At 69.6% G+C, this 13,480-nt stretch carries 9 protein-coding genes; 1 reads left to right on the forward strand and 8 read right to left on the reverse strand.

What is annotated here, in order from left to right; translation table 11 throughout:
* The 8 genes from EBO15_RS35065 to dnaA all read right to left on the reverse strand — a co-directional run.
* Positions 1 to 389, reverse strand: a 389-nt coding sequence (locus EBO15_RS35065) for a hypothetical protein (RefSeq protein ID WP_199744998.1), incomplete at its 3' end; no start/stop codon positions are given.
* A 46-nt stretch (positions 390 to 435) separates the two neighbouring features.
* Positions 436 to 2,961 carry a DNA gyrase subunit A gene (gyrA, locus tag EBO15_RS35070; RefSeq protein ID WP_122198779.1) on the reverse strand — a complete coding sequence of 842 codons (2,526 nt, stop codon included), beginning with the start codon at positions 2,959 to 2,961 and terminating at the stop codon, positions 436 to 438.
* 37 nt (positions 2,962 to 2,998) lie between these two features.
* Positions 2,999 to 4,942 (reverse strand): DNA topoisomerase (ATP-hydrolyzing) subunit B, encoded by a 1,944-nt coding sequence (gyrB, locus tag EBO15_RS35075; protein ID WP_122198780.1) that lies wholly within the window; start codon positions 4,940 to 4,942, stop codon positions 2,999 to 3,001.
* A gap of 637 nt (positions 4,943 to 5,579) precedes the next feature.
* A complete protein-coding gene (locus EBO15_RS35080; protein WP_233616642.1) occupies positions 5,580 to 6,074 on the reverse strand; it encodes a DUF721 domain-containing protein in 495 nt (164 codons plus the stop codon).
* Between the two features lie 82 nt (positions 6,075 to 6,156).
* Positions 6,157 to 7,359, reverse strand: coding sequence for a DNA replication/repair protein RecF (gene recF, locus EBO15_RS35085; protein WP_122198782.1), 1,203 nt, complete (start codon positions 7,357 to 7,359; stop codon positions 6,157 to 6,159).
* 149 nt (positions 7,360 to 7,508) lie between these two features.
* A complete protein-coding gene (gene gnd / locus EBO15_RS35090; RefSeq protein ID WP_267898452.1) occupies positions 7,509 to 8,468 on the reverse strand; it encodes a phosphogluconate dehydrogenase (NAD(+)-dependent, decarboxylating) in 960 nt (319 codons plus the stop codon).
* Positions 8,469 to 8,560: 92 nt separating this feature from the next.
* A complete protein-coding gene (gene dnaN, locus EBO15_RS35095) occupies positions 8,561 to 9,691 on the reverse strand; it encodes a DNA polymerase III subunit beta (RefSeq protein ID WP_122198784.1) in 1,131 nt (376 codons plus the stop codon).
* Between the two features lie 601 nt (positions 9,692 to 10,292).
* Positions 10,293 to 12,548, reverse strand: coding sequence for a chromosomal replication initiator protein DnaA (gene dnaA / locus EBO15_RS35100; RefSeq protein WP_122198795.1), 2,256 nt, complete (start codon positions 12,546 to 12,548; stop codon positions 10,293 to 10,295).
* A gap of 781 nt (positions 12,549 to 13,329) precedes the next feature.
* On the opposite strand from dnaA, the gene rpmH reads away from it, so the two are divergent.
* The gene (rpmH, locus tag EBO15_RS35105) at positions 13,330 to 13,467 is read left to right on the forward strand and encodes a 50S ribosomal protein L34 (protein WP_021592695.1); all 138 of its coding nucleotides are present in this window, start codon (positions 13,330 to 13,332) and stop codon (positions 13,465 to 13,467) included.
* Positions 13,468 to 13,480: the final 13 nt, after the last annotated feature.

Genomic DNA, 13,480 nt, shown 5'->3' on the forward strand with positions numbered 1-13,480 from the left:
GGGGCGGCCGCGGCCGCCGCCGACGGGGACTCGGCGCGGGTGAAGCGCTGGTCGCCGCGGTCGGCCGAGACCGAGTCGGCGGGCTCGGCCGGCTCGTCCCAGGCGGGCTTGGACGAGGCGCCCGCGACCGGGCGGCCCGGCGTCTTGGCGGACGGCGCGGACTTGGCCGCGGCGGACGTCACCGTCTTCGACGTGCCCGCGGACGGCGACCGGTCCTCGACCTTGGGCAGGTCGTGCTTGGTCTCGTCGACGGGCGGGGCGATCTCCACCGCCGCCTCGTCGCGGCCGGGCTTGGACGTGGCGGAAACCGCCTTCCCGCGGTCCGACGACCTTCCGGACGCCGTCCCCTTGTCCGCTACGGGCTTGTCCGTACCGGGCTCGCTGCTCACGTGACCTCCTGGCCTGGCGGCGCGGTCACGGCGGCGGGCGGGAGGGTCACTCGCCCTCGCCTCCCTCGGCCGTGTCGTCCTCGCCGGTGTCCTCCATGGACTCTACGTTCCTCGCGATCGCCACGACGCCGCCGCCGGACGCGAGGTTCATCAGCCGGACCCCCATGGTCTGCCGACCGGACTGCTTGATCTCGGCCGCGGTCGTCCGGATGACACCTCCGGAGGCGGTCATCGCGAAGACCTCGTCGTCCGGGCCGACCATCAACGCCCCTACCAACCTGCCGCGAGATTCCACGATCTTAGCGGTGAGGACTCCCTTACCCCCACGTCCCTGGCGGGGATATTGGTCGATCGGAGTGCGCTTCGCGTAGCCACCTTCGGTCGCCACCAGGACATCCTGGGACGGATCGGACGCAACCAGCATGTTCAGCAGATGATGGTCCTCCTCGAAGCGCATCCCGATCACGCCGGACGTCGCCCGGCCCATCGGGCGCAGCGAGTCGTCGTCGGCCGAGAACCGGATCGACTGCGCGTTGGTGGACACCATCAGCAGGTCGTCGTCCGGGGACACGAGCCGGGCCGCGATGACCTCGTCGTCGTCGCCCAGGTTGATCGCGATGATGCCGCCCGTACGCGGCGAGTCGAAGTCGCGCAGCGCCGTCTTCTTGACCTTGCCCTTGCTGGTGGCGAGCACCAGGTACGGGGCGACGTCGTAGTCGCGCAGGTCCATGACCTGGGCGATGTGCTCGTCCGGCTGGAAGGCGAGCAGGTTCGCGACGTGCTGGCCGCGCGAGTCGCGCCCGGAGTCCGGAAGCTCGTACGCCTTCGCCCGGTACACCCGGCCCTTGTTCGTGAAGAACAGGATCCAGTGGTGCGTCGTGGTGACGAAGAACTGGTCGACGATGTCGTCCTGCTTGAGCTGCGCGCCGCGCACGCCCTTGCCGCCGCGCCGCTGCGCCCGGTACTGGTCGGTCCGCGTGCGCTTGGCGTAGCCGCCGCGGGTGATCGTGACGACCACGTCCTCCTCGGCGATGAGGTCCTCGTAGGAGACGTCGCCGTCGAAGGGGATGATCTCGGTGCGGCGCTCGTCGCCGTACTTCTCCACGATCGGCGCGAGCTCCTCGCCGACGATCGCGCGCTGCCGCTCGGGCGAGGCCAGGATCTCGTTGTAGTCGGAGATCTCGGCCATCAGCTTGTCGTACTCGTCGATGATGGCCTGGCGCTCCAGGGCGGCCAGCTTGCGCAGCTGCATGTCCAGGATCGCCTGCGCCTGGATCTCGTCGATCTCCAGCAGCGCCCTCAGGCCCTGCTGCGCCTCCTGCGCGGACGGCGACCGGCGGATCAGCGCGATGACCTCGTCGATGCGGTCGAGCGCCTTCAGCAGCGCGCGCAGGATGTGGGCGCGCTCCTCGGCCTTGCGCAGCAGGTACCGGGTACGGCGGACGATCACTTCGATCTGGTGCTCGACCCAGTGCCGGATGAACTGGTCGATGCGCAGCGTGCGCGGCACGCCGTCCACCAGCGCGAGCATGTTCGCGCCGAACGTCTCCTGCAGCTGCGTGTGCTTGTACAGGTTGTTGAGGACGACCTTGGCGACCGCGTCCCGCTTGAGGACGATCACCAGGCGCTGGCCGGTGCGCCCGGACGTCTCGTCCCGGACGTCGGCGATGCCCTCGAGCTTGCCGTCCTTCACCAGCTCGGCGATCTTGAGGGCGAGGTTGTCCGGGTTGACCTGGTACGGCAGCTCGGTGACGACCAGGCAGGCGCGGTTCTGGATCTCCTCGACCTCGACCACCGCGCGCATGGTGATCGAGCCGCGGCCGGTCCGGTACGCCTCCTCGATGCCCTTGCGGCCGACGATCAGGCCGGCGGTCGGGAAGTCCGGGCCCTTGACCCGCTCGATCAGCGCCTCGAGCAGCTCGTCGTCCCCGGCGCCGTAGTTCTCCAGGTACCACGTGACGCCCTCGGCGACCTCGCGCAGGTTGTGCGGCGGGATGTTGGTCGCCATCCCGACCGCGATGCCCGCCGACCCGTTGACCAGGAGGTTCGGGTACCGGGACGGCATGACGGTCGGTTCCGCCGAACGGCCGTCGTAGTTCGGCGTGAAGTCGACGGTCTCCTTGTCGATGTCGCGCAGCAGCTCCATCGCCAGCGGGGCCATGCGGCACTCGGTGTACCGCATGGCCGCGGCCGGGTCGTTGCCGCGCGAGCCGAAGTTGCCGTTGCCGTCGACCAGCGGGTAGCGCATCGCCCACGGCTGGGCCAGGCGGACGAGCGCGTCGTAGATGGCCGAGTCGCCGTGCGGGTGGTAGTTGCCCATGACGTCGCCGACGACGCGCGCGCACTTGAAGTACCCGCGGTCGGGGCGGTAGCCGCCGTCGTACATCGCGTACAGGACGCGGCGGTGCACGGGCTTCAGGCCGTCGCGGACCTCGGGAAGCGCGCGCGCCACGATGACCGACATCGCGTAGTCGAGGTAGCTGGTCTGCATCCGCTGCTGGATGTCGACCGGCTCGATCCGCCCGCCGCCGCTCCCGCCGGTGCCCCCGCCATCGGTGGTCGTTTCAGTCACTTGCGTCAAACCTCTGCTCTAGTGGTTTCCGGCGGACTCAGATGTCCAGGAAGCGGACGTCCTTGGCGTTGCGCTGGATGAACTCGCGGCGCGGTTCGACCTCCTCGCCCATCAGGACGCTGAACAGCTCGTCGGCCTGCGCCGCGTCGTCCAGCTGGATCTGCATCAGGACACGGCGGTCCGGGTCCATCGTGGTGTCCCAGAGCTCGTCGGCGTTCATCTCGCCGAGGCCCTTGAACCGCTGGACCTGGTCGCGCGGGCGCGGGTCGCGCTTGCCGGCGGCCATGCCCTGCTCGATGACCTGGTCGCGCTCGGCGTCGGAGTAGGCGTAGTCGGCGTCGTTGCCGCGGGCGTCCCACTTGATCTTGTACAGCGGTGGCTTGGCCAGGTAGACGTGGCCGGCCTCGATCAGCGGGCGCATGAACCGGAACAGCAGGGTCAGCAGCAGGGTGTTGATGTGGTGGCCGTCCACGTCGGCGTCCGACATCAGGATGATCTTGTGATAGCGCAGCTTGGTGATGTCGAACTCGTCGTGCACCCCGGTGCCGAGGGCGGTGATGATCGCCTGCACCTCGTTGTTCTTGAGGATCTTGTCGATGCGCGCCTTCTCGACGTTCAGGATCTTGCCGCGGATCGGCAGGATGGCCTGGTACATCGGGTTGCGGCCGCCCTTGGCGGAGCCGCCGGCGCTGTCGCCCTCGACGATGTAGACCTCGGACATCGCCGGGTCGGTGGACTGGCAGTCCGACAGCTTGCCGGGCAGCGAGGTCGACTCCAGCAGGCTCTTGCGCCGGGTCAGGTCGCGCGCCTGGCGGGCCGCGACGCGGGCGCGCGCCGCCTGCGTGGCCTTGTTGATGATCTCCTTGGCCTCGCCCGGGTTCTCCTCGAACCAGTCGCGCAGGTGCTCGTTGCACGCCTTCTGGACGAACGACTTGGCCTCGGTGTTGCCGAGCTTGGTCTTGGTCTGGCCCTCGAACTGCGGGTCGGCCAGCTTGATCGAGATGATCGCGGTGAGGCCCTCGCGGACGTCCTCGCCGGTGAGGTTGTCGTCCTTCTCGCGGAGCAGGCCCTTGTCGCGCGCGTAGCGGTTGACGATCGTCGTCAGCGCGGCGCGGAAGCCCTCCTCGTGGGTGCCGCCCTCGGCCGTGTTGATCGTGTTCGCGAAGGTGTGCACGGACTCGGCGTACGACGCGTTCCACTGCATCGCGATCTCCACCGACATGCCCTCGGTGTCGTCGCTGAAGTAGATGACCGAGTCGTGGACCTGTTCCTTCTTCGCGTTGATGTAGCGAACGAAGTCCTCGATGCCGCCCTCGTAGTGGAAGGCGACCTCGCGGGGCTCGTCGTCCTCCGCGATGTGGTCCGGACGCTCGTCCCGCAGGCTGATCGACAGGCCCCGGTTCAGGAACGCCATCTCCTGCATGCGGCGCGACAGCGTCTCGAAGGACCACTCGGTGGTCTCGAAGACGTCCTCGTCGGGCCAGAAGGTGATCGTCGTGCCGGTCTCGTCGGTCGGGTCGCCCTGCTCCAGCGGGCCGAGGGGGCCCTTCCAGTTGTAGGACTGCCGCCAGTAGTGGCCGTCGGTGCGGATCTCGGCGTCGAGGCGGGACGACAGGGCGTTCACGACCGCCGAGCCGACGCCGTGCAGGCCGCCGGAGACCGCGTAGGACTTGCCGTCGAACTTGCCGCCCGCGTGCAGGGTGGTCAGCACCAGCTCGACCGCCGGCTTCTTCTCCACCGGGTGCAGGCCGACCGGGATGCCGCGGCCGTTGTCGGTGACGCGGACGCCGTTGTCGGCGAGCAGCGTGACCGTGATCGTGTCGGCGTACCCGGCGAGCGCCTCGTCGACCGAGTTGTCGACGATCTCGTAGACCAGGTGGTGCAGGCCGCGTTCCCCGGTCGATCCGATGTACATGCCAGGGCGCTTGCGCACCGCCTCAAGACCCTCAAGGACAGTGATCGAACTAGCGTCGTACGCCAAAGGAGATCCTCCTGCCGGGGACGCTCGCCGTCCCGCGATTGACGCGGTGTGCCCCGTAACACACGTAAGGGACGCCCACTACTCCTCGTCGGTGTCGGACAGAGCCTGGGCGACCCACGGCGGCGCAACATCCTGAACCCTAACTATCTTACCCGCTCAGAACCCGGAAAGAGGCACTGAAGGCCGCTGTGCGCGCGTGTGCCGCTCGAACGGGCCCGGAGATGCATCCCCCCATGGATCCCGGGGTGTTCTCCGTCCTACGGCACGCTCGCGCCGCGCCGCACCGGATCGCTCCGAACGCATGTTCCCATGCACCTCCGACACTCCCTTCCAGGCTCCTGACCTGCGGTCCCACGCCCGTACCGGGCAGGGAAACGCCGTCCCACCAGCCTGTCGCCCCGAACCCTCCTTTCACACCCGAGCCCCAATCTGTGGATAACTCTCCGCCAACCCTCACGTCGCCTAGAACACACGCGCACGAGCAGACTCCTGAGGACGGTCGGCCGGGAGTCCTGTGCCGTCCCGCCCGGCGTCGCCATGCCGTCCTTCCGATGCCCCGGAAGCGCCACAGGTTCGGACAGGAACACAGCCGTATCGAGGGACGCGGCAGGCGCCGCTCCGACGGGGGTGGGGAGTTTTAGCGGACGCGCCAGGCGCCGGTTCGGCGGGGGCCGGAGGAGGGGCCGACGACCTTGACGCGCTTGACCGTGCCGTGGCCGAGCTGTTCGTTCAGGCGGCGGACGAGGGTGGACGACAGGAGGCGGAGCTGGGTCGCCCAGGTGGTGGAGTCGGCGACGACGGTGAGCTCGCCCTCGTCGAACTTCTCGGGACGGGTGTGCTCGGCGAGTTCGGGGCCCACGAGGCCCGCCCAGTTGCCGAAGACGCCGCCGACCGCGGCGCGCTGCTCCCAGCCCCGCGTGGCGAGCAGGTCGCGGATCGCGTTACCGAACGGCTTGGGGTCGCCACCGCGTCCGGGCTCGCGGGCCCGCCCGGTTCCGGGCGCCCCCTTCCGCTTGCGCCCACGGCCCGGGAGGGTGCCGCGCTTCAGCGCGTCCGCACGAGCCTGGGCCAGGGCCTCGCGCGCGAGCTCGATCCCCGACTTGGCCGGAGCTTCGGGAACCCCGGAATCCACCGGTCCAGAGGAGTTATCCACATCCCGTGGATCGTTGTTCACCGATCCTCCCCCTTCTGGAAGCCGGCGCGCCGCGCGGGGATCACCCCAGCGTCACTTCTTCATCATCCGCCGCCTCACCGGCAACAGCGTCCCCATCCGTCCCTTTGCTCTCAGGAGCCTCGGCGACGACGGCGCCCTCCGCGACGGTGAAGGTGGTTCCGGTGAGTTCGGGCGGAACGTCCGCGGGGACGGCAGCGGTGATCAGGACCTGCTCGGCGGGCGCGACCATCTCGGCCAGGCGGCTGCGGCGGCCCGCGTCCAGCTCGGCGAACACGTCGTCCAGGATGAGGACCGGGTCGTCGCCGTCCGCGCGCAGGAGTTCGAAGGCGGCAAGGCGCAGGGCGAGGGCGAACGACCACGACTCGCCATGGGACGCGTAGCCCCGCGCGGGAAGGTCCCCCAAGCGCAGGACGAGTTCGTCGCGGTGCGGGCCGATCAGGCTGACGCCGCGCTCCAGCTCCTGCTTGCGCGCCTCCGCCACACCGCCCAGCAGTTGCTCGGCGAGTTGTTCACGGTCTGTGGACAACTCGACGCCCTCGCCCAGCGAGCTGCGGTACGTGAGATCGGCCGCGCCACTGTGCGGAGCGAGTTCTGCATACGCGCGCGCGACGAGGGGACGCAGCGCCGCGACGAGGTCCAGGCGGGCGGCGAGAAGCTCCGACCCCGTGCGCGCGAGGTGCGTGTCCCAGACGTCCAGGGTGGCCAGGACCTCGGGACCGGGGGAGCGGCGGTGCGCGGCCGCCGACTTCAGCAACGCGTTGCGCTGCTTGAGGACACGCTCGTAATCGGAGCGGACACCCGCGAAACGCGGCGCGCGCGCCGTCAGCAGCTCGTCCAGATAGCGGCGGCGCTCGCCCGGGTCGCCCTTCACCAGCGACAGGTCTTCAGGGGCGAACAAGACGGTCCGGAGCATCCCCAGGATCTCGCGCGGCCTGGGGACGGGCGAACGGTTCAACCGGGCGCGGTTGGCCTTCCCCGGGTTGATCTCCAGCTCGATCAGGGCCTTGCGGTCGTCCTTCACCACGCCCGCGCGCACGATGGCACGCGGCGCGCCCTGCCGGACGAGCGGCGCGTCCGTGGCGGCGCGGTGGCTGCCGTGCGTCGCGACGTACCCGATCGCCTCGACCAGGTTCGTCTTGCCCTGCCCGTTCGGCCCCACGAAGGCCGTGACGCCGCGCGTCAACGGGACCTCTGCCGTCGCGTACGAGCGGAAGTCCTGGAGCGAGAGATGGGCGACATGCACGAGACACGAGGGTAGGCCCTCGCACCAGGAGCCAGGCACGCCTCCGGCTCATCACCCGTGTCCGCACAGGCTGTGGACGACTCCGGAACGGCCGAGCCCCGGCGCCCCCTGGGTGGGGATGCCGGGGCTCGGGCGGCCGGGAGCGGCGGTCAGAGCTTGGGCGGGATGACATCCGCGCCGGGCGAGTCGGCGCCCTTGGCGGACTCGACGGCGTGGCCGCCGAACTGGTTGCGGAGGGCCGCGACGATCTTCATGGCGGGGGAGTCGTCCTGGCGGGACGCGAAGCGCGCGAACAGGGACGCGGTGATCGCCGGCAGCGGGACGGCGTGGTCGACGGCGGCCTGGACGGTCCAGCGGCCCTCACCGGAGTCGTTGGCGTAGCCGCGGATGTCGGCCAGCTCCGGGTCGTCCGCGAGGGCGCGGTTCATCAGGTCCAGCAGCCAGGACCGGATGACGGTGCCCTCCTGCCACGAGTGGAAGGTGCCGGGGACGTCGGTGACGATGTCGGCGGCCTCGATCAGCTCGTAGCCCTCGCCGAACGCCTGCATCATCGCGTACTCGATGCCGTTGTGGACCATCTTCACGAAGTGGCCCGCGCCGATCTTGCCCGAGTGGACGAACCCGAACTCGCCCTCGGGCTTCAGCGTCTCGAAGATCGGCATGAGGCGCTTGACGTCCTCGTCCGCCCCTCCGACCATCAGCGCGTAGCCGTTCTGGAGACCCCACACCCCGCCGGACACGCCGCAGTCCACGAAGCCGATGCCCTTCTCGGCCAGCTCGGCGCCGTGCTTCTGGTCGTCCACATAGTGGGAGTTGCCGCCGTCGACGACGATGTCGCCGGCCGACAGCAGTTCCCCCAGCCTGTGGACGGTCTCGTGGGTCGGCTTGCCGGCGGGCACCATCACCCAGACCGCGCGCGGCGCGGGCAGGCGCTCGATCAGCTCCTCGAGCGACGCGACGTCGCTGACCTTCGGGTCGTGGTCGTAGCCGACCACGGTGTGGCCGCCGCGGCGCAGACGTTCGGCCATGTTGCCGCCCATCTTGCCGAGGCCGATGATTCCGAGCTCCATTGCTTCAACTCCCCTGCATGTCGCCGCCGCGCGCGGCACGCGGCGGCGGGATGGTCCCAGGATGGCTCCTGGTGGCCCCAGAAGGCCCCGGATCGTCCCGAGGTCCCCTGCTCTGCCCCCGCTGGTGGTGCTTACCCAGAGAGTCGCACAGGCATGATCAGGTACCGGTAGTTGGGGTTCTCCCCCTCCTGCGGCGGCTTGCCCGTGAGGACGGCCGGTTTGGTCGGCGTCGTGAACGACAGCCGCGCGATGTCCGAGCCGATCGCGGAGAGGCCGTCCAGCAGGAAGCCGTGGTTGAAGGCGATGTCGATGTCCTCGCCCTCCAGCGTGGCCTCCAGGGCCTCCACGGCCTGCGCCTCGTCGCCGGTGCCGGCCTCGAGGACGACCTCGCCCTGACGGAACGACAGCCGGACGGGCGTGTTCCGCTCGGCGACCAGGGACACGCGCTTGACCGCCTCGATGAACGGCGCGGTCGCGATCTCGGCGAGGCCCGCGTACTCGCTCGGCAGCAGCGAGCGGTACTTGACGAAGTCGCCGTCCAGCAGCCGGGACGTGGTGCGGCGGCCGCCGCCCTCGAACCCGATCATGCCCTCGCCCGCGCCGCCCTCGGCGCCGCCCAGGGCGATCGAGACCTCGGCGCCCGCGGTCAGCGACTTGGCGGTGTCGGCGAGCGTCTTGGCCGGCACCAGGGCCACGGCGGAGAAGTCCGGGCGCTCCGGCTTCCAGTGCAGCTCCCGGACGGCCAGCCGGTACCGGTCGGTGGACGCGAGGGTGACGGTCTCGCCCTCGATCTCCACCCGGACGCCGGTCAGCATCGGGATCGTGTCGTCGCGCCCGGCGGCGATGGCCACCTGGGACACGGCCGCGGCGAACTCGTCCGAGCCGACCGAGCCGGCGGCGGGCGGCATCGCCGGAAGGGTCGGGTAGTCCTCCACAGGCATGGTGAGGAGTGTGAACTTCGCCGAACCGCAGCGGAGCATCACCTTCGCGCCGTCCGTCGTCACCTCCACAGGGTGGGGAGGAAGGCTGCGGCAGATCTCGGCGAGCAGACGACCGGAGACGAGTGCGGTCCCCGGCTCCTCGGTGTCGATGTCGGTGGACACCTGGGCGGACACCTCGTAGTCGAACGCCGACAGCTTCAGCCGGTCGCTCGCCTCGATGTGCATCCCGGCGAGGACGGGCACCGGGGGGCGCACCGGGAGGGTGCGCGCCGTCCAGGCCACGGCGTCGGCCAGGGCGTCTCTGTCGATGCGGAACTTCAAGGGGACCCGCCTCCTGCAGGTTTCGGGCAACGGTGGGCTGGACAGATCTCGGTCGGGGCCGGGCTCAAGGTTTTTCCCCAGACCCTGAGTTGAGATGGATCTTTTCTTGAGTAGAGAGAAGAGGAAGTACTCGTAATAGGGGCGGTGGATAGTGTGGACAACCCGCGTTCTCCCAGGTGAGAGCGCGTGGCGTCATCCACCGGCCCTGTGTACTGGCGGTGGACGGCGCGACGCGGCCTGGGGATGACGAAACGTTCCCCACACGTCGTCCCCATGTCATCCCCCGGTTGTCCACGAGTTGTCCGCAGGTTCTCCACGCCGTCTCGGCGAGGTCTCGGTGCGACGCCGCTCCGGCGGGCCGCTCGGACGCTGTATGCACAGGCCGTCCCCAGGTCATCCACGGACTCGTCCCCATGATGCCGGGTGGCCGTCCCCAGCCGGTCCCCAATCCGTCCACGAGTCGTCCTCAGATTCAGCGGGGTTGTCCTCAGGTTTTCCCCGGGTTATCCACCGCGTGGGGCGGAGTTATCCACAGGATGTGAATGTCGATCTTGTGCGAACGGCCTCGGGAACGGCCGGAACCGGCGTGCGCCGGGCCGGTTCAGCGCTTGCGCGCCTGGTGCTTGATGCGGCCGGTGAGCTCGGTGACCTGGTTGTAGATCGCCCGCCGTTCGGCCATCAAGCTGCGGATTTTCCGCTCGGCGTGCATGACCGTGGTGTGGTCGCGGCCGCCGAACTGCTGGCCGATCTTGGGCAGCGACAGGTCGGTCAGCTCCCGGCAGAGGTACATCGCGATCTGCCGGGCGGTGACGAGCATCCGGGAACGCGACGGTCCACAGAGGTCCTCGATCGTCGTCCCGAAGTACTCCACAGTCTGAGCCATGATCATCGGGGCGGTGATCTCCGGCCCGCTTTCGTTGGGAATGAGGTCCTTCAGCACGATCTCGGCCAGCTTCATGTCCACCGACTGGCGGTTGAGGCTGGCGAACGCGGTGACGCGGATCAGCGCCCCCTCCAGTTCGCGGATGTTCGTCGCGATCTGGGAGGCGATGAACTCCAGCACGTCCGGCGGCGCGGCCAGGCCCTCCTGGCGGGCCTTCTTCTGCAGGATCGCGATGCGCGTCTCCAGCTCGGGCGGCTGGACGTCGGTCGTCAGGCCCCACTCGAACCGGTTGCGCAGCCGGTCCTCGAGCGTGACGAGGTCCCTGGGCGGGCGGTCCGACGAGATCACGATCTGCTTGGACGCGTTGTGCAGCGTGTTGAAGGTGTGGAAGAACTCCTCCTGCGTCTGCTCCTTGCCCTCGAGGAACTGGATGTCGTCCACGAGGAGGATGTCGACGTCCCGGTAGCGGCGGCGGAACCCGTCCGCCTTGCCGTCCCGGATGGAGTTGATGAAGTCGTTGGTGAACTCCTCGGAGCTCACGTAGCGCACGCGCGCGCCGTTGAACAGGCTCTGCGCGTAGTGGCCGATGGCGTGCAGCAGGTGCGTCTTGCCCAGGCCGGAGTCGCCGTAGATGAACAGCGGGTTGTACGCCTTGGCGGGCTGTTCGGCCACGGCCACGGCGGCCGCATGGGCGAACCTGTTGGACGAGCCGATGACGAACGTCTCGAAGGTGTACTTCGGGTTCAGGCGTCCGGGCTCTGCCGCCTGCTGTCCAGAGGCTCCGCCGCCCGCGGGCGCGGGGGCCGCGTCGTCCTTGTAGGACGAGTCGTCGGAACGGTACGGCTGCTCGTCGGCGCCACCTCCCCGGTAGGGAGGACGGTCAGAACCGCCTTGGAAGATGTCCGAGGGCGGGAACGGTGATCCGCCTCCTGCGCCACCGTCCGGCCGTCCACCCCTAGGGGGCTCCGCCCCAGGCCGCTGTGGATCCCTCTCCGGACGCGCCGTACCGAGAGTCCGGTCGTTCAGGTGCGAGGGCGCGTGCGGGGCCCCTGCGGGCGCACCGCCGCCCATCCCGGGCCGTCCATTGGGACGCGGACCGCCGAAACCGCCATGGTCGGACGCGGCGTAACCGCCGTTCTGCTCCGGCGCGGGGCCTTGCCCCGGGTATCCGGCGCCGTTCGGCTCGGACACGCCGAAACGGTCCTGATCTGAACCCGCGTAGCGATCCTGGTCGGCACCCTTAGAGAAACGGTCCTGGTCGAGGCCGGCGGGATATCCACCGCCCTGTGGATTACGGCCCTGGCCCTCGAACGGCGAGCGTCCGCCCCCGGGGCCATAGGCCGCGGGACGTCCGCCATAGTCACCGCCACGCTGGGACCAGCCGCGGTCGTCGTCCTCGCGCTGACCCGCCCAGCCGCGGTCGTCTTCGTCACGTTGGGGGGCGGCGGCCCATCCACGGTCGCGGTCGTCGTCCTGTCCGGGCTGGTAGTTCGACGGCCCGTAGCCACGGTCGGCATAGGGTTGCTCAGGATAAGGACGCTCCCCATAGGGACGCCCCTCGTAACCCTGGTCGCCATAAGCCGGACGGTCGCGATCCCGGTCTCCGCGGTAGGACGGAGCCTCATCGCCCCTGTAGGGCTGGTCATCGCCACGAAAGGGCGGCGCGTCGGACTGCCCTTGGCCGCCCTCGTGCGCGGGCGCGGGCGTGGATGCGGGCGCCTCAGGCTGGACGGTCACCGCTACACGGATCTCCCGGCCCAGCTCCTCCGACAGGGCCTGGGTGATGAGGCCACGCAGCCGGTTCTCCAGGGCGCTCTTGGCGAACTCGTTGGGGGCGGCAAGAAGAGCGGTGTCTTCCACAAGGGCGAGCGGACGGACGAGCGGGAGCCAGGCCCTGTGGTTGGGAGAAAGGTCACGGTCGGCGAGCGCGGCCACCGCGCGGGCCCAGGCGGATCCGAGGTTCTGTCCGTCCATGCGCATGGCCCCTCCCGAAAGCTCCGTCACAGTGATCGCGCGGAGTGCCCCTCAACCCGTCGGCCCCACCGGCTCGGGCTGCCGCAAAGGCCCGTCGAGCACGCGGGAGCCTTACTCTCTCACGAGTTGTCCACAGAGTTGTCCACACCATGTGCATGACCATGGGGACGCCTGTGTAAAAGTCCATGGCACGGCCTGAGGACCGTGGATGACCGGGGGAGTGGCGGTCTCGGCGAACCCTGCGAGACCTGCGAGAACTAGGAGAACCGGTCGGCTGGACCGCGCATACCGGGAAACTCGCTCCGTCACTGTAGGGCCTGACTCCGGATGGTCGCAACACGCCTCAGCAACCCCGTCCACACCGTGTTCGTCCCCACAAGATCCACAGTTACCCACAGCCTTCGCGCGGGCGCACGAGGCAGTCAGGAACTCTTGACAGGTGACCCCCGCGCGGGCGCACGAGCCCCTGTGGGAAACCCCTCCAGGCGTGTGGACCGGTGTGCACAAGGCGCCGACGGAAGCGGGCGCGGTCGTCCCCAGGACGTTGCCGTGGAGCGCCCGGCAGGGGAAGATCAGCAGGTACCGGGGGTCGCTCCGTTTGACCAGATGGGCGAGTAGCCCGTAACGTGCTGAGGTCGAGTCGCATCGACGGAGATGACGCGTGCCCGCCGTCTCGCCCTTTCACGGAGAGCCGGGTGGGCCCCCGCTGCGGGGGACCGGACGCGGCCCGCGGTGCGAATCATCGAGACTGATCACGCCGACCGCAGCACAGGAGCCTCAAGTGAGCAAGCGTACTTTCCAGCCGAACAACCGCCGTCGTCACAAGAAGCACGGCTTCCGGCTGCGCATGCGTACCCGCGCCGGGCGCGCCATCCTGTCTTCGCGGCGCGGCAAGGGCCGCGCCCGCATCGCGGTCTGACAGACCTCTGACG

The sequence above is a fragment of the Actinomadura harenae genome, assembly GCF_003696215.1.
GTDB classification, from domain to species: Bacteria; Actinomycetota; Actinomycetes; order Streptosporangiales; family Streptosporangiaceae; genus Spirillospora; species Spirillospora harenae.

Coding starts and splice junctions, on each gene's coding strand:
- dnaA (WP_122198795.1), bottom strand. CDS start 12,548: ATGGACGGACAGAACCTCGGATCCGCCTGGGCCCGCGCGGTGGCCGCG.